Below are 17752 nucleotides of genomic sequence, written 5' to 3'. Positions count from 1 at the left end.
GTGACCCCGTGGGTTATTATTATGAATATATTAATCTGTTTCATATTAAACATGTATTATGCCCGTTTTGTTATCAAAAATTTGATTAGAATCCAATTTGTTTTTATCGTTTAGAACAAGGACTCCACTCCGACATTGTTTTCTATTAGTATATTATCTTGAACTAAGTTCTCTTTTCCCTGAATAGATATCCCATAAGTTGAAGCAGCAGTGATGTTATTTGATGATATATTATTCTATCAATTGTTGACATACCCAAATTAGCATTTTGAATCATATTAGCTTTAGCAGTATAGCAATTTTTGAGCTATCAAATATTATATCGTATCATCTGGATTTGCACTATCTACAGCTTCTTGTATAGTTTTGAACATAGTCGGAACGATTAGAATAGATATATCTAGAACTCATTTTTGACATTATATCTGTGATAAATATATGAAAGCTAAAAAATAAACCAAGAGCCAAAGTATACGACTCTTGGTTTTACTTAGATTTTAAACATTGCCTTCAGGAAATACCTCTGGAATGTATTTATCATAGATTGTAAAGAACTCTGTCCATTTTGCTTCTGACTCTGTTTTTTTCCCTGCTTTGTCAAATTCGCAAATTTTATTATAGATTACTTGCAAAGCTTTGTGATCTTTTTCAGTTATAGTTTCTATAATTTTAGAAGCTGATAATATTTCATCCAACTCAATAAAAGTAGGTTCAGGCTTAACATAATGATCTGCTATAATCTTGTCAAAAGCATCCCACTTCGCGAGAAATGCTTTGTGGTTAGCTTCGCTGTAAGGATTTTTTCTTAATTTTTGGATTTCACCGTATATGTTCTTTAATTTTGTTTCATCTGCTCCTGGTATATTTCCTTTTAAATGTAATTGCTCCATGTATTCATCATAAGTAATGTTACCCATATATCTATGGTTATCGTTGGCTTCTTGCACAATCGCTGTATTTTGTGTATTGGTTGTTGCCGCTAATGCACCGGTAGGTAGTATACCAAACAGCATAACAGCAGATAATGATAATGCAGTTACTTTTTTTAGTGCCATAATAATCATCCTCCTAATTTTATATATAGTTTTTTAATCGCGATTTACAAATATCATTATAACAAGGAGTTTTAGATATAATATGTTGATTATGTGTTAATTATCGTGAAATATATATATATATAAACACAAAAAAGACATATCTTAATGATATAATGATTTATTCAAAGGATAATTTTCAAAAATAAGAGGTGATATTTAATGCACCGTAATGTATTAATAATTGAAGATGAAGAAAAAATACGATCCATAATTAGAGACTATTTTTCAATGGACGGATATACTGTCTTTGAAGCAGAAGATGGAGAAATGGGACTTTATAAGTTTGATAATGAAAAAATAGACTTAATTGTACTAGATATAATGTTACCTAAAATTGATGGGTGGTCAGTATGCAGACGAATCAGGAAAAAGTCAGATGTTCCGATTATCATGTTAACTGCCAGGGGTGATGACGAAGATGTATTGCTGGGGTTTGAACTCAAAACAGATGAATATATAGTCAAGCCATTTAATCCTCAGGTCTTGTTAGCAAGAGCAAATATGCTATTACATCGAACTTATGGGACAATCATAGAAGATCAATCAATCATCAATATAGATGGAATATCTATTAATAGACTATCTAGAGAATTAAAAATAGAAGGAAATACAGTCAAAGCTACACCTAAGGAGTTTGATCTTTTAGTATATTTAATAGAAAATCAAGATAAGGTACTTACTAGAGAATCTATATTGACATCAATATGGGGATATCCATATTATGGAGATGTTAGAGTGGTAGATAATTATATAAGGAAATTACGTAAGACTTTAAGGCAAAAGGCATACACTATTGTAACTGTTTTTGGTGTGGGATATAAATTTGAGGTGAACAAATGAAAATAAGATTAAAAAGTGTGACAACCAAAACATTTATAGTTACAACATTGCTTTTTGTAGGATTGTTATGCTTAAATCTTTTAGGTCAAGAGTTACTATTGTCACGTTATTATAAAACGGTAAAGATCAATTTAATGGAAGATAAAATAAATTCTTTGATGGATGAAATAAATAATTCTATGATAACACCTAACAAATTACAAGAAATCTTAGTAAGGTTTTCAAGAAACAATCAGATGTCTACAGCAGTAGTGGACTCAAAGGGACGGGTAATATCAGGGGATATATCTTTGTACAATTCACCGTACTTCGAAATTGTAGCAGATGATAAAAAAATATATCAGGTAAGCTTAGAAGGATTGAAGCTAAACAAAAATAGTAAAGTGCATGTACAAGGTATGCTTTATGATTATGGCAATATGTTCAGATATATTTATCCGTATAAAATATATGTAGACGGGGTGGAATCAAGTGTAGATAATGGAGGGGCAAATAACAATGATTATATAAACGTAAATGGAACTATAACAGATATAATTGATACATCTAAATATTCAAAAGACATAAGCAATTACAATGCATATACGGTTGAATATATTTATAAAGTAGTAGATGAAATGAAAAATAAAGATACTTTAAAAAAAGAAATTGAAAATAATAGCTTTGTATATAAAGAGATGACTGACAAAAATTCAGGATTAAAATATATTGTTTTTAGAAAAACAGCTGTAATAAATGGAGATAGGTATTTATTTTTGTCATCTATGTCTTCTCAATCAGTTGATGATACTATATCTATAATAAGGATATATAACAAATATCTCTTTTTTATAGCAATACTTTTAGCTATAATAGTTGTATTCTTTTATTCAAAAAAGATTTCAAGACCGCTTATTAAACTTAACAATATTGCAAGGAAAATGGCTAATTTAGATTTTATGACAACATATGATGTGACAACACAGGATGAGATAGGTGAATTAGGAACTAGCTTAAATACATTGTCTACAAATCTGAATAAAAGTATAAATGATTTAAAAATGGCTAATAAGAAATTAGAAGAAGATATTATTAAAGAAAAAAAGCTGGAGGATTCTAGAAAAGAATTAATAGCAAGTATGTCTCATGAACTTAAAACACCACTTACAATAATCGAAGGAATATCCTCTGGGTTAAGAGATGGTGTATACAACAGTAATGATAAGGCATATATAGAATCAATAATTGAAGAAGTAAAGAGGATGAGTAATATAATATACGATATGTTGGAGTTATCAAAGATAGAATCTAACGTATATAAAATTAACAAAGAAGCTTTTGATTTTTCAATAAGTGTGTTAAAAATCCATAATAAATTAAAACGATTAGCTGAAAGTAAACATATATTAGTTAATATTGATGTTAAAGAGGTCATTGTATATGGAGATGTAAAAAAAATAGAACAAGTAATAACCAATTTATATAGCAATGCTATAAAATACACAAAAAGTAACCAAAAAATCAATATATCCATAAACGAGGACAAAGAAAACAATAAAGTAAAATTTACTATAGAAAATACAGGTATTCATATAGATGAAAAGGATATAAACGAAATATGGAAACCATTTTATCGTATAGAGAAATCCAGAAGCAGAAGGTTAGGAGGTACAGGACTAGGGTTGAAAATAGTTCAGGGTATATTAATGCATCATGAGTGTGATTTTGGTGTTATTAACACAGATGATGGGGTGATGTTTTACTTTAGTCTAAATAGAATAGATAGGACTTTTTAATAACTATAATAACCCACTGATAGAATTTTATCAGTGGGTTAAATTGTTTAATTAATATAAGTATATCAGTCTGCAAACTTACCAAATAGTGCTTTAACTAAGGATATAATTCAAAGCTTCTAAACTTATAATTGGTCTACATAATTGAGTTTGTTTGATGATTTCTTTATCAAATCCTGCAATACCATTTTGAAGAATGGAAGCATTAAAACCTCTTTCTAAAGCTCCGTTTAAAGAAAATAAAACACAGTGTTCTGCTGCGAAACCACTGATTACAACAAAATTCACTTCAAGTGACTTAAGTAAATCCGCCAAGCTTGTTTTCCAAAATGCATTTGAATAAAGTTTGGTTACTCTATGGTCTGATGGATGTATAACTAACTCATCTATCAATTCAAAACCCTCAGAATCAGGGCCATTGTCTACTTCTTCATCCTGTATTATAATAACTGGTTTGTTCGCATTTCGGAACATACTACTGGCTTCGTTGATATATTCTAAAGCATTTTTTAAAGATTTCTTACAAGATTCATTATTGTTAAATTCTTTTTGCATATCAATTATCAGTAAAGCGATACTCATCTTTAACATCTCCTTTTGGTTAATAATCATTAGCCTTTAGTGATGATGGAGTAGCTTGATCAAAACGGTGGTTTTGATATCCATCACAATTTAGATATTCTTTTAATATTTTATAATTTTTCATAAAACCACCTCCTTTTTTGATTTTAACAGAAAATTCTTTCAAATTCAATAAAATGGCTTTTTCACATAATTAAGAATGCTCATGTTCACAACTTAAAAAACAATTTTGCTAATATTCCTAAAAATAAATTTGTGGTTGTCACAGGAGTGAGTGGTTCAGGTAAATCCAGCTTAGTATTTGATATTTTGTACAAAAGCAGACTACAAAAAATATAAAATAATCCCCTTGTTGAATGTGATTAAAGTAATGTTTGAAAAACATATCACCATATAATATAATAATATGTAGAAATTTCATGAATTATAAGGAAATTTCAATTTTATATTTCTAAGGAGAGAAGGTTAAATGAAAAAAGCATGTAAGGGGTTTATAATGGTTTTTGTTTTGTGTATGCTTACTGTTATAGCATATTCTCAGGGAAACATAAATGTATCAATTAATGAGTATAATGTTGAATATTCTAAAGATACTGGTTTTCCTTTTGTGGATGAAAATAGCAGAACTCAAGTTCCATTTAGAGCAACGTTAGAAGCATTTGGAGCTGTTGTGGAATGGGATAACGAAAAGAAGTTGCCATTTGCTACATATGATGGTGTTAAGGTTTATGCGCCTATAGGAGAAAAATATATAATCGTAAATGATGAAAAAATCGAAAATGATACATTAGCGATATTAAAAGAGGGTAAAACATATTGCCCTATTCGTAAAGTACTAGAAGCGTTTGGCTTTGTAGTTGAGTGGGATTCTAAAACTTGTTCAGTTAAGGCAATTAATGAAAATGCAGGGATACCGCATCCAACGTTAGAATTACAATATAGTACTATAAATGGGACTGGTAAATATTCTGGATACAAAATTTTGCGAGGACATCCAAAAGAAAACCAGTATGTAGTATATTTTAAACACTCAGTAGAGGGTAATTTTGAGTCAACTCAGGTGTGTTATGATATAAAAAAACAAGAGAATTTAAAGGAAAAAATAACTTGGTCTTATGATGGTGTTTCTCATACTAACACAAGAAGTGAACTATACGAATTATTTAGCGATACTTCTGAACTAATGTCATCATTAGGTGGTACTTATAATGGCGAATTTTCTCAGTCGTGGTATGCGAATACATTTGGACAGGTATATACTGATTGGATAAGAAAAATGGATGTAGGCCAATATGCAGAGGAACAAGTGAATGCATATATAAAAGATAGATTACTACCTAATCCTATTAATTTTAAAATTAACGAGAAAGATTGGATTTCATCAGGGGATTTAAGAGAAAAGTACAAAATGGATTTAGATAGCAATCCTAGAGGTGGAGGAAGTCCATACCTTGAATACTTCCATTTCCCAGTTATATATAGATACTTCCTTTCTGGATATTATGATTTTAAAAACGGATTTTTAGAATTTAACAAGATTAGAGTTATTTCTTTAGGTAAAGGTGATAAATATTTTTATATAAAAGATATTGAAGAATATGTTATACCTGGTCTAAATGAAGAGATTGAAAAGAAAAAAAAGCTAGAAGAGAAATATAAATAGCCTTATAAAAAAGTTAAACCTTTTAGGTTTCAGACTGTAGACAAAAGCCCAATTTCTGCGTTGTAGTTAAATTTCCGGCTGACTTACTTCTAAGTAAGCTCCGCTACTCAATTTAAATACGCCCCCACTTGAACTTTTACTATAGTCTGCTATCTTGATGACTTTGTCATCAATCTAAGGCTGCCAAAAGGCAGCCTATTATTAAATATAGTTTACCATACGTTGTAATGAATATTGTTTTCTTCAAACCTATCTGGTATGCTTTTATCTTCAGCTGGATAACCTAATGCTACTATAGAGAAAGGTATTATGTTTTCTGGCGCATTAATAAGCTCTCTTATACCATCAACTCTATCTGTTTCAGGATATACCCCTAACCATACAGAGCCTATTCCTAGCTCTGTTGCAGATAATAATATGTTTTGTGTAGCAGCTGAGCAATCTTGAATCCATAAGCCCTTATATTTTTCCTTTTTCATATCTCCACAAACTATAATAGCGCAATCAGCACCGAGTAATGGTTTTGAATAAGGGTGTAACTCAGTTATTTTCTTAAGGGTATCTTTGTCTTTAATGACCACAAAGCTCCATGGTCTAGCATTACCACCAGATGGTGCATACATACTAGCTTTTAAAATTTCTTTGATTTTTTCTTCTGATATAGCTTCATCAGTGTATTTTCTTATGCTTCTACGGTTTAATATACAATCAAGTGTATTCATAAAGAACCTCCTTTTATAATATGCATTTCAAAATCTTGATAAAATATTTAGTATTGATATATAATATTTTATATTAGGACGATATAATTTACTAGTATGCACCTTTTTGATAGACTCTATCCAAAAGGATAGCTATGGAGGAGAAAAAATGAGTAAATCTGAAATTAGAATAGATGAAAATGGGAAATTAAAATGTTGTTTAGAGCATACATTGTCCATAATAGGGGGCAAATGGAAGCTTGTTATACTTTGGAATCTAGGAAAGAAAGGGACACTTAGATATAATGAGATTAGAAGATTGATGCCAGGAATAACACACAAGATATTAAGTCAAAAACTTAAAGAGCTAGAACGAGATGAATTAGTGGATAGAAAGCAGTACAATGAAATTCCACCAAAAGTAGAATATTCACTTAACCAAAAAGGACATACAGTAATGCCCATATTGGAAGCTATGCATGAATGGGGAAATAAAAATTGGTAAAGTGGTAGAGATAATAAATTAGAATGTCGGTATATAGTAAGAACAAAGTAATCTGGCAATATAGGGGGTTGAAATATGATTACCATTGACCACAATGATAATATAACAGGTATTCTAAAAAATGAATTGCTTAATATGGGAATTAATAATGATAATATAGTACTTAATATGATACGGGAAAAGAATGGTGTACATGTTTATAGAGTTATTGCTAATGATAATGCATATGTAATAAAGTACTTTTCAGATAATCAGTTTGCTAGAGAGATAAGTAATTATAAGATACTTAATTCTATAAAAGTACCTACAATAAGACTTATTGAACATACAAACAAAAGTTTGCTATTAGAAGATATATGTGAAAGTAGTATATATAGACTTGGTATTACAGATGATCTTGATGATTGCTATATAGCTAGAAAAATAGCTAAATGGTATAAAACATTACATAATCAAGGTCAGCACGTTTTAAATTTGGAAGATTTATATTGTGAACATAACATCATTAAAAAAGATAGTATAATTAGACTAAAGGATAAAACTAGTGAACAGGACAATAAAGTTTGGAGTTTATTGTTAGATAATTTTAATGAACTTATGAACATAATATCAAGCATTAAGTTAACTATGACGTATAATGATTTTTATTGGACAAATCTTATAGTCAGAAAGGACAAGACAGAAGCTTTGATGTATGATTATAACTTGATGGGTAAGGGTTATAGATATAGTGATATTAGGAATGTTTGTACTGCTTTGTCACCAGCATCAAGAAAAGCATTTTTGGACGAATATGGTGAGTTTAATGAGGATGAAAAAATAATTGATGATGGGATATCTATATTAATAAATCTAATATTTGCGTACGAAAGAGAGTGCTTCCCAGCATGGGGGAAAGAATCTTTAAAGATATTAAAGAGCGGAGAGTTATATAAACGTTTAGAGAGAATACTTAGTATAAATTAATACTAAATGGAAAATATTTAATACAGACTGCTTAAATCTAAGCAGTTTTTTTATCAGGTAATAAACTATCAGGAACCTATTTCTTAAGAGATATTACATATATATATTTGACTATTTCTATAAAGGAGATAAGAAGCACAGTTCGGGCTTGGGGCTTTCTATAGTAAAACGGATAATAGATATACATGAGGGAAAAGTTACAGTGATGAGCAATGATGATGAAACAATGTTTGAAGTTAGATTGATATGTGAATTGTAAAATACTAAAAAATATAATATAATATAGTAATAAACCAAAAAATACCTCTGAAAGGAAGTGATCAAGTGGCAAATATGGCAGATACGATTCAAGAGAAAATTGAAATGGTGGTAGACCAGTAAATCAAAGGCTTTTTGATCATTTTATTAGATGAATTTTATTGCAAATTAAACACATATTTTGATGTGCTTAATTGTGATACTTAAAATTGGACTAAAAGGAATAATCAAGAGTTTCTTGACTATTCCTTTTTCTATTTAATTTAGGAGGTAAAAATGAATAAAATCATGTTAGAAGATTATGGATATAATGATAAATTAAAAAAAGAATTCAAAAAATATAAAGATGTTAGTGGACAATATCCAGCAAGAGTTATTGGACTAACAGGGAATATATATACTATTTTAACGGAGGCAGGATCAATAAGTGGTTTGGTTAGAGGCAAATTTAGACATAAAGTCAAACAAAGCAGTGATTACCCAGCAGTTGGAGACTTTGTTATAGCTAGAAACATAGAGCAAGATAAAGCAGAGATATTACATGTCCTAAAAAGAAGAAATACCTTTTCTCGAAAAATGCCTATATCAGGAGGAAGAAAAATACGTGGAGGATTAATAGTTGGTGGTAGTACACAGGCTCAGGTTATAGCATCGAACTTAGATTATATAATGATACTTTCAGGTCTAGATAGTAACTTTAATATATCTAGGATAGAAAGATTTTTGATACTAGCTAAGAAATCCAAAGTAAAGACTATAATAGTACTAACTAAGAAAGATTTGTGTACAAATTATCAGCACTATGTAGATATAGCTAAGGAAGCAGATAAAGAGATAGAAGTAATAGCAGTTAGCTCTGTGACAAGAGAAGGACTAGACTCAATTAATCCATATTTAAAGAAGGGAAAGACGATAGCTTTATTAGGTTCATCAGGTGTAGGTAAATCAACACTACTAAATGCATTGTTTAATGAAAATATGCAAAAGACAAATCAAGTAAGCGAAGCTTCTGGAAAGGGAAAGCATACAACTACAAATAGACAGATATTTATACATCCTTCAGGAGGTATGATAATAGATACACCCGGAATAAAAGAAGTTCAACTTTGGGCAGACGTTGAAGATTTAAATCTGATTTTTTCAGATATAATAGAGCTTGAAAGAGAGTGCAAATTTAGTAATTGCACTCATGGTAGTGAAGAAGGTTGTGCTATAATAGAAGCTATAAAAACAGGTAAGATAACGCAACAGAGGTATAATAGATATAAAAAAATGCTACGAGAGCTAAAAATACTATCACAAAGAAAAAAGGACTATAATAGAAGACAAAAAAATAAAGCTTAAAGTGGTAAATGATAATAATGAACGTGAGATAGGTAGTATAACAAAAGTACTCCATATATATTTACAAAGTAATATATGAAATAAAACATAAAGGGAGAGATATATATGATAATTTTGATAGGAGGATACAGTTGTACAGGAAAGACAGCTATGTCTCAAAAACTACTTGAGAAATACAAAATACCTTATTTATCTATGGATCACTTAAAGATGGGACTATACAGAAGTAACAAGGAATGTGGATTTACACCTATGGATAGTGAAGAAGTTATAGCTGATAAGCTTTGGCCAATAGTTAGAGAAATGATAAAGACAGCTATAGAAAATGAGCAACATCTAGTAATAGAAGGATGCTATATATTGCCGAGTTTAGTGGATGCCTTTGATAAACAATACTTAAGAGATATAATATCAGTATATATAGGATTTTCAAATAGGTATATTAAAGAAAAATATGAATCAAATATCATAGGCTTTAGAAGTGTTGTAGAAAAAAGAATATATCCAGAGGATAGACCAATATCACACTTTATAAATAAACATGAAAAATTCAGGCATAAATGTGGAAAAGATAATGTTAAGTACTTTGAAATTGATAATAATTATGAAGATGAGATAAAAAGAGTCTATGAGTATATAGATAATGAAATTCAAAAAAGAAAACTACTAAAATAAGACTGACTAGAATAATATAAATAATCTATATTTTTAAAAGTAAAGAAATATATATAGAAACAAGTATTATGGATTTTACACCTATGAAAGTAATTTGATAAGATATTAAAACCCCTTATATAATTGATTTGAGGGGTTTTAATAATACTAATAAGGATAAATTTTTAGTTATTATTTCTTTTATTATTATTGTAATCATGAAAAAACTCATCTAGAAAACGGATGGCCGAGTGATTCATAGTATGCCATTTACCATCGAAATTTACAAGGTGTTCCAGAAATATATAATCATCACTTGAGTATCCATTATAGAAAATAGTTACTCTGTATTTCCAACCTTTTATATCAGATTCAATAGCTCTAATATTTTCATCTTTAATTAATACTTGAAATTTATCATTAAATTCATTAATTAACTTTTCATCTTTTAAAGATATATGGCTATCACCTACAGGCGTATTGCATATTTTTATTTCTTTTATAACAAAAAAATTATCTTCTTTATTTGCATAATAGTATCCTATAATTATTACAATAATGATAATTACTGTGGCGATTATTAATCGTTTTTTATTATTCAAAAGCTATACCTCCAAATATCCTGTATTTTATTTACTTAAATAACCCTTCTTACCAATACATAGAGGATTAACATTAATATCACTAATTCCCCATCCATCATTAACTTTAATACTAATAATTACTGCACTATGCCTAGTGAATGATACCTATTTCACTCGGGGTTCTACTGTTATAGGAACTTTTAAGATTCATTAGAAGAAATTAGCAATAATAGTTTATCATAAACTAAATAAGAAAACAATGAGCTTATAAATCACCAAAGAAGAGGTTTAATACATAAATCTGTTTATTTGTCAAACTATTTTAATGCGAAGAGATAAATAGTAAGGGTTGATTTCTGATAACAGTATAGCATAATTTCTAACAACAAATTTGCAAAGCGTACTTGACAAATTATGCAAAGTATACTATGCTAAAAATGCAAAGTAAGCATTGCATTTGATGAGGAGGATTATACTATGAAAAAATGTAATAAAGAGTTAAAGTTAGAGTTTAAAGTTGGATTATTGACATTTGCATTGTATTTGGTATTGTACAGATTTACTGATGTTCATGAATTGATATTAGGACTATTATTTGGTATTTCAATGAGTGCTTATATTAAAGGATTAATGCCACAAAGCATATTAGCTAAGATAAAATTATTTAAAAGGTCATTATTAGGAATGAAGTAAATTTGGAGCATATGATATTATAGCTAAATTAGGAATGGTTTAAGAATAAAATAAAGAACTAAGAAAGTAAATATGTTCAAAGCCATGTAGAGTAGTGCGATAGACATATATAATAATATAGTATATAATAAAATCAGCAAACTAAATTAAACGAAAGGAAGACAGTGTTTTATGAGAGAATACACTAATGCATAGCAGAGGCTATTGCATAAAAATATGATAGTAGCCTTTGCTCAACTTTAGATTAACAAACTAGAGGAGGAGCAACATGAGCTATGTAAAAATTGAAGAGGTGCTACCGAAAGAACTTATAGAGACTATACAGCAATATGTTGATGGTAAGTATATATATATTCCAAGAAAAGAGGAAAAAAGAAAAGCTTGGGGGGAAAGCACTAATATTAAAAATGAAATTAAAAGTAGAAATAAAGAGATATTTAATAAATATAAAAATGGTACTACTGTAGAAGCACTTATAATAGAGTTTTATCTATCAAAAAAAAGTATACAGAGAATCATATATCAAGAAAAGAAAAAAGCTGAAATGGGAAAGTGATATACTTTCCTTTTTTTCTGAAATTTTGTTATGTATTTGCTTTACCAGTAAATCTAACAAACTAAACTACAAAATTATGTATTATTGCTATAGAATATTTAAGTAAGTAGTTATATAATTTTAAATATAATCATATGAATAGGAGGATATTTATGGAGTACAAGGGAGTTAGAGCGACAGAAATGGTCTTAGGTATTATAGGTGGAGCATTGGGAATTGTAGGAGGAATTTTAGCGTTTTTTATAGGGGGATTTGGCGCACTTTTAATTGGTACATCAGGAAAATTAGCTAAAAATAGTCTATCAGCCTTTGGATTTTCAATTATAGCTATAATAGCCTCACTCATGGTTCATGTCAATCCGAAGCTTGCTGGATGGGGACAAGTTATAACGGGAGTAGCACTTATTATATCTATTTCTATTTTTGGATTTATTCCTGGGGTTTTACTCATTATAGCAGGAGCTATAACACTGAGAAAATAAAAACATATTATTAAATTAATATAATATTTTGAAAAATCAAACTAAATATAGAGGATAAATAAAATTATTGTCGAATAAACAAAGATAATATTTAAATTAATAAAGAAATAAAAGGGGCGGATAAAATGAAAATAAATTATAGTATCCAAAATGATCTTTCATTTGAAGGTATAATATTGCCATACTTTAAGGAATGTAAAGAAAACTACAATCAGTTAGAGATTTTAAAAGGAAATAAGATACCAACAGAGTTTTTGGTTAGTGATAAGATATTCAAAGGAGAAAAGCAAGAAACGTACAACTTAAACTTTATAAAAGACAATGCAAGATTAGAAGTAATGCTAGTAGGGCTGGGAGAGAAAAAAGAGCTGTCTAGAAGAGATTTTAAAAAAGCTATCGGCAAGGCTTACAAATCACTCAAAGGTAAAAAAGTAGTAAGTATAGGAGTTTATCTAAATGAAATAGAAGGATTATTCGATTCAGAAGAGGAAGTAGTGAAAAATACTGCCCAAGCTTTAGTGGTGGCAGATTATAAGTATATAACACAAAAATCAGATAAAAAAGAAGAAAAATTAGAGACTGTCACATTAGTATCAAATAATATTGATGATAACTTTAAAAAAGGTTTTGGTGAAGGTGTTAGTTTGGGTAATAACATGGAATTTTGTAGAGAGCTAGTTAACGAGCCAGCAAATGTTATGACACCAACAGAACTAGCAAATAGAGTTAAGAGTCTAGGGGATAAAACAGGATTTGAAGTAGAAATACTTGAATATGATAAAATTAAAGAACTAAAAATGGAAGCATTTTTGTCTGTTACTAGAGCCTCAGCAGAGCCACCAAAGTTTATAATAATGAGATACAAAGGTAATCCTGGAGGAGAAACACTTGGATTTGTCGGCAAAGGTTTAACATATGATTCAGGTGGGTTGACTTTAAAGAGTCATGCAGGAATGAAAACAATGAAGTGTGACATGGGTGGTGCAGCAGGTGTTATCGGTGCAATGGGAGCTATAGCTGAAAATAAGCTAAATGTAAATGTAACCGCGGTAGTAGCAGCATGTGAAAACATGGTTGCAGGAAATAGCTATAGACCTGGAGATATAATAGGATCAATGGGTGGAAAAACTATATTTATTGGTAGTACAGATGCGGAAGGTAGACTTACACTAGTAGATGCAGTATATTATATTATCAATAACGAAAAGGTAGATAAAGTTGTAGATATGGCTACTCTTACAGGAGCCAAAGTAGTAGCACTTGGAAGTGATACTACAGGGGCAGTAAGTAATAATGATGAATTTTTTGCTAAAGTTAATAAAAGCTATGATAAAGCAGGTGAATATGTTTGGCTAATGCCTTCGTTCCCTGAGTTTAAAGAGCAATTAAAGCATTTCGAAGCTGATTTGACGAATTCCCCGGGCAATCCAGGTACAATAACAGCGGGCTTATTTATAAGAGAATTTGTAGGAGATACACCTTGGGTACATTTAGATATTGCAGGTGCATCATATAATACTAAAGGCAAAGATTATATATCAAGTGGTGGAACAGGTATCGGAGTTAGTCCTCTATATCATCTTGCCAAACTTATGGAAAAGTAAAATATACAAAAAGAGAGATAAGGTTGTTTGATAAATAACTTTACTCTCTTTTTAATAACTCTGTATTTATAATTTATAATTAGCCATAATATTAGTAAATTTAATTGAGGAGGAGAAAATAATTAAAAAATACGAAGTAGTTGCTGGAATTATTAAATACAATGACGAAATATTATGTATGCAAAGAGGAAGCTGTAGATATGATTACATGGCTTATAAATATGAGTTTCCAGGAGGCAAGATTGAAGAAGGAGAAACTAAAGAAGAAGCACTAAGCAGAGAATTAAAAGAAGAAATAGATATAAACGTTACAATAAGCAATGAGCAACACTTCATGACTGTTGAGCACGTATATCCGGATTTTACAATAAAAATGTACTCTTATATATGCGAGGTTCAAAGTAAAGATATAGTATGCAAAGAACATATAGATTATAAGTGGCTTAAATGTAATCAGCTTGGGGATCTTGATTGGGCAGTAGCAGATATACCTATAGTAAAAGAGTTGGAAAGTTTAAAGCGAATATAAAGTTAAACTTTCATAATATTTGATTATATTGAAGGACTACAAATATCATTGTAGAATAAAGTAATACATACATAATCAGATTTATAAAAGATAAAAGGGGGAAATTATGAATATCCTATACAAAAACTCAAAAGATATTATTCCAGAAGGAATAATAATTCCATGCTTTAAAGATAGTGTAAAAAACACTTATAGCATTAATAATCTCAGTATTGATATTCCTACTGAGAGATTAAAGAATAAGAAATTATTTAAAGGAAAAAAACTTGAAACTTATACAAATTGTTTTATTCAAAACAATGAATATGTTGAAGTAATGCTAGTAGGTCTAGGTGAGAAAGAAAAGCTAACTCAAAGAAACTATAAAAAAGCTATAGGAAAAGCATATAGACAACTTAAAAGTAAGAAGGTTTCTTCTATTGGGGTTTATCTTAATGGGATAGTAGATGCTGTAAGTTGTAATTATACTATAGCTAAAAATACTGTACAAGCTATATTAATAGCTGATTATAATTTTGATGATTATAAAACAGAAAAGAAAGAAGATAAACTAAAAGAAGTTACTCTAATATTAGATAATATTAACGAAGATTTTATAAATGGATTTGATGAAGGCATAATAGTAGGAAATAACATCACAGTTTCTAGAGAACTGACAAATCAACCAGCAAATGTGTTAACACCAACAGAACTATCAAATAGAGTTATAAAGCTAGGTGAAAAGAGTGGATTTGATGTAGAGATTTATGACTACGATAAGATTAAAGAGTTAAAAATGGAAGCTTACTTATCAGTAGCTAGAGCTTCTAGTGAGCCCCCTAAGTTTATAATAATGAGATATCATGGCAATCCAGGTGGAGAGACTTTAGGTTTTGTAGGTAAAGGACTAACATATGATGCTGGTGGTCTTAGCATAAAACCTACTAAGGGTATGTCAACCATGAAATGTGATATGGGTGGAGCAGGAGATGTTATAGGAGCGATGTGTGCTGTAGCTCAGAGCAAACTTAAAGTGAATTTAATAGCTGTTGTAGCTGCATGTGAAAATATGTTAGGAGGTAATAGCTATAAACCTGGAGATATCATAGGTTCAATGGGAGGAAAGACAATATATATAGGAAATACAGATGCAGAAGGAAGATTAACTTTAATTGATGCTGTGCACTATATAATAAATCATGAGAAAGTAGACAAAGTAGTAGATATAGCAACACTTACAGGATCAGTAGTGGCTGCATTAGGAACAGTATGTACTCTAAGCGTAAGTAATAATGATGAGTTTAGTGATAAGATGAATAAGAGCTTCGATGAGTCAGGAGAATATGTTTGCAGGATGCCTGTTTTCGAAGAATACTATGAATTATTAAAACATCCTGAAGCTGATTTAACAAATATACCTGATAGACCTGGATCAATAACAGCAGGGTTGTTTATAGAAAAATTTGTAGGAGATATACCTTGGATTCATTTAGACATAGCGGGTACTTCTTATTTAAGCAAGAAAAAAGATTACATGTCAAGTGGAGCAGCAGGTGTCGGAGTAGCGCCCCTATATCATTTAGCAAAAAATATGGCAAATTAATTAGTAACCATATCTTATAGAAGTAAAATAAAGAATATATTATAAGAAATTAAACTTTCATAGGTAGCTAGGGTTCCACCATAAACTATGGGTTTGTGACCAAGCGCTACAGGATTTTATTGTATGAACAATAAAAGGCAACTATTGGATTAAAAAGCCTGAGGGAAAAGTTTGGAGTATTTAGAGTACACTTTTTTTCTTAGGCTCTTTTTATTATTATCATAAAAACAAATAAAAAGGAGAGTTGATATGGAAATCTTAGCAAAACCAGGAGTTGCAGCAATTATAGAAAAGAGAATTGAAGGCATTCTATGTATATTAGTTCAAAATAGAGAAAAGATTGATGCACCAAAGGAAACGGGGTTGTTAGAAATACCAGCTGGTAAGATAAAGGCATTTGAACCTATATATGATACACTCAGGAGAGAGGTAAAAGAAGAAACTGGTTTAAATGTAACAGAAATTTGTGGAGAGCAAGATGGTAACACAATAACAGCTAATGGATATAAAGTAATATCTTACGAGCCATTTTGTAACACACAAAATATAAGTGGAGACTATCCAATAATGGTGAGTACATTTATCTGTAAAGGAGAAGGAAAGTTATTAGAAAGCAGTAATGAATCCCAAAATATCACATGGATGCCGATAGAAGAATTAGCAAGATTACTACAGGATAATGCAAACATAATATATCCAATGCATATAAGCGCATTGAGGAAATATATTGATATGAAAATGAGATAGTGAAAGTAATAGCATAATTTGAACATTAAAAAGAAACTATGTTAAAATTATACAAAATATTTATCTGAAAAGGAGGAAAACAAATGGGTAGATTAACATATTCAAAAATAGACAGTACTCTATGCAAAGTTTGTGACACAGGTGATAGTTGCATAGAGGTAAACAGATTAAACATCACCTATAATCAATAGGTATAAACAAACTTTGCATCCTTTATAATAGATAATTAAAGGAGCGGAGTAAGTGAATTATACAAATGCAAAGGATATACTCCCTAATACACTTGTAAAAGAGATACAAAAATATATACAGGGAGAGTATCTATATATTCCTTCAAGTTCTGAAAGGAAGAAATGGGGAGAAAATTCAGGTAGTAGAGAAAGTATAAAGAGGAGAAATGAAGATATAAGGCAAAGATATAATAAGGGCATAACAATACAAATGTTGTCAGAAGAATTTTTTCTATCTATTCATAGTATTAAGAAGATTGTATACACTAAAAATAAAAATAAATAACAAATTGACATTCCAAGAACGTATAATCTTGGGTGTCTTTTTTATAAATTTCCCATTGATTCATTTAGATAGCT

At 29.7% G+C, this 17752-nt stretch carries 20 protein-coding genes; 16 read left to right on the top strand and 4 right to left on the bottom strand.

Annotated features, from left to right (window positions below; all coding sequences use genetic code 11):
• Positions 1 to 497 precede the first annotated feature (497 nt).
• Entirely contained in the window at positions 498 to 1055 is a 558-nt protein-coding gene (locus tag P3X86_RS16020; RefSeq protein WP_483293724.1) for a hypothetical protein, read from the bottom strand.
• Positions 1056 to 1256: 201 nt separating this feature from the next.
• On the opposite strand from P3X86_RS16020, the gene P3X86_RS16015 reads away from it, so the two are divergent.
• Positions 1257 to 1937, top strand: coding sequence for a response regulator transcription factor (locus P3X86_RS16015; RefSeq protein ID WP_483293723.1), 681 nt, complete (start codon positions 1257 to 1259; stop codon positions 1935 to 1937).
• The gene (locus tag P3X86_RS16010) at positions 1934 to 3712 is read left to right on the top strand and encodes a sensor histidine kinase (protein ID WP_483293722.1); all 1779 of its coding nucleotides are present in this window, start codon (positions 1934 to 1936) and stop codon (positions 3710 to 3712) included. The genes P3X86_RS16015 and P3X86_RS16010 overlap by 4 nt, the downstream gene beginning before the upstream one ends.
• A 93-nt stretch (positions 3713 to 3805) precedes the next feature.
• Here the strand turns inward: P3X86_RS16010 and P3X86_RS16005 are convergent, their stop codons facing one another.
• Positions 3806 to 4294 (bottom strand): cysteine hydrolase family protein, encoded by a 489-nt coding sequence (locus P3X86_RS16005; protein ID WP_483293721.1) that lies wholly within the window; start codon positions 4292 to 4294, stop codon positions 3806 to 3808.
• A gap of 469 nt (positions 4295 to 4763) precedes the next feature.
• Here P3X86_RS16005 and P3X86_RS16000 point away from each other — a divergent pair, with 469 nt between their 5' ends.
• Positions 4764 to 5957 (top strand): copper amine oxidase N-terminal domain-containing protein, encoded by a 1194-nt coding sequence (locus tag P3X86_RS16000; protein ID WP_483293720.1) that lies wholly within the window; start codon positions 4764 to 4766, stop codon positions 5955 to 5957.
• A gap of 212 nt (positions 5958 to 6169) precedes the next feature.
• Here P3X86_RS16000 and P3X86_RS15995 read toward each other — a convergent pair whose 3' ends face one another.
• Complete coding sequence (locus tag P3X86_RS15995) at positions 6170 to 6679, bottom strand: nitroreductase family protein (RefSeq protein ID WP_483293719.1); 510 nt, start codon at positions 6677 to 6679, stop codon at positions 6170 to 6172.
• Positions 6680 to 6827: 148 nt separating this feature from the next.
• On the opposite strand from P3X86_RS15995, the gene P3X86_RS15990 reads away from it, so the two are divergent.
• The 5 genes from P3X86_RS15990 (at position 6828) to P3X86_RS15970 (ending at position 10406) form a co-directional block, all read left to right on the top strand.
• On the top strand, positions 6828 to 7163 hold the full coding sequence (locus tag P3X86_RS15990; protein ID WP_483293718.1) for a winged helix-turn-helix transcriptional regulator: 336 nt from the start codon (positions 6828 to 6830) through the stop codon (positions 7161 to 7163).
• Between the two features lie 75 nt (positions 7164 to 7238).
• Complete coding sequence (locus P3X86_RS15985) at positions 7239 to 8129, top strand: hypothetical protein (RefSeq protein WP_483293717.1); 891 nt, start codon at positions 7239 to 7241, stop codon at positions 8127 to 8129.
• A gap of 67 nt (positions 8130 to 8196) precedes the next feature.
• A complete protein-coding gene (locus tag P3X86_RS15980) occupies positions 8197 to 8388 on the top strand; it encodes an ATP-binding protein (RefSeq protein WP_483293735.1) in 192 nt (63 codons plus the stop codon).
• Between the two features lie 275 nt (positions 8389 to 8663).
• A complete protein-coding gene (rsgA, locus tag P3X86_RS15975; protein WP_483293716.1) occupies positions 8664 to 9731 on the top strand; it encodes a ribosome small subunit-dependent GTPase A in 1068 nt (355 codons plus the stop codon).
• Positions 9732 to 9836: 105 nt separating this feature from the next.
• On the top strand, positions 9837 to 10406 hold the full coding sequence (locus P3X86_RS15970; RefSeq protein WP_483293715.1) for a 2-phosphoglycerate kinase: 570 nt from the start codon (positions 9837 to 9839) through the stop codon (positions 10404 to 10406).
• Positions 10407 to 10570: 164 nt separating this feature from the next.
• Here P3X86_RS15970 and P3X86_RS15965 read toward each other — a convergent pair whose 3' ends face one another.
• Entirely contained in the window at positions 10571 to 10987 is a 417-nt protein-coding gene (locus P3X86_RS15965; RefSeq protein ID WP_483293714.1) for a hypothetical protein, read from the bottom strand.
• A gap of 459 nt (positions 10988 to 11446) precedes the next feature.
• Between P3X86_RS15965 and P3X86_RS15960 the strand changes: the two genes are divergently transcribed.
• The 8 genes from P3X86_RS15960 (at position 11447) to P3X86_RS15925 (ending at position 17678) form a co-directional block, all read left to right on the top strand.
• Positions 11447 to 11662, top strand: a complete 216-nt coding sequence (locus P3X86_RS15960) for a hypothetical protein (RefSeq protein WP_483293713.1) — start codon at positions 11447 to 11449, stop codon at positions 11660 to 11662.
• 268 nt (positions 11663 to 11930) lie between these two features.
• Positions 11931 to 12218: a CD3324 family protein gene (locus P3X86_RS15955; RefSeq protein WP_483293712.1), complete on the top strand. Its 288-nt coding sequence runs from the start codon at positions 11931 to 11933 to the stop codon at positions 12216 to 12218.
• A gap of 152 nt (positions 12219 to 12370) precedes the next feature.
• The gene (locus P3X86_RS15950; protein ID WP_483293711.1) at positions 12371 to 12700 is read left to right on the top strand and encodes a hypothetical protein; all 330 of its coding nucleotides are present in this window, start codon (positions 12371 to 12373) and stop codon (positions 12698 to 12700) included.
• Positions 12701 to 12825: 125 nt separating this feature from the next.
• Positions 12826 to 14304 carry a leucyl aminopeptidase gene (locus tag P3X86_RS15945; RefSeq protein WP_483293710.1) on the top strand — a complete coding sequence of 493 codons (1479 nt, stop codon included), beginning with the start codon at positions 12826 to 12828 and terminating at the stop codon, positions 14302 to 14304.
• 85 nt (positions 14305 to 14389) lie between these two features.
• Positions 14390 to 14833, top strand: coding sequence for a (deoxy)nucleoside triphosphate pyrophosphohydrolase (locus P3X86_RS15940; protein ID WP_483293734.1), 444 nt, complete (start codon positions 14390 to 14392; stop codon positions 14831 to 14833).
• Positions 14834 to 14939: 106 nt separating this feature from the next.
• Entirely contained in the window at positions 14940 to 16415 is a 1476-nt protein-coding gene (locus P3X86_RS15935) for a leucyl aminopeptidase (RefSeq protein WP_483293709.1), read from the top strand.
• Positions 16416 to 16664: 249 nt separating this feature from the next.
• Positions 16665 to 17162 (top strand): NUDIX hydrolase, encoded by a 498-nt coding sequence (locus P3X86_RS15930; RefSeq protein WP_483293708.1) that lies wholly within the window; start codon positions 16665 to 16667, stop codon positions 17160 to 17162.
• Positions 17163 to 17405: 243 nt separating this feature from the next.
• Positions 17406 to 17678: a CD3324 family protein gene (locus P3X86_RS15925; RefSeq protein ID WP_483293707.1), complete on the top strand. Its 273-nt coding sequence runs from the start codon at positions 17406 to 17408 to the stop codon at positions 17676 to 17678.
• The last annotated feature ends 74 nt before the right edge of the window (positions 17679 to 17752 follow it).

It is taken from the genome of Abyssisolibacter sp. ZYX002 (genome assembly GCF_056892235.1).
The sequence above is the reverse complement of the archived record's forward strand: the minus strand, read 5'-3'. Positions and strand labels throughout refer to the sequence as shown.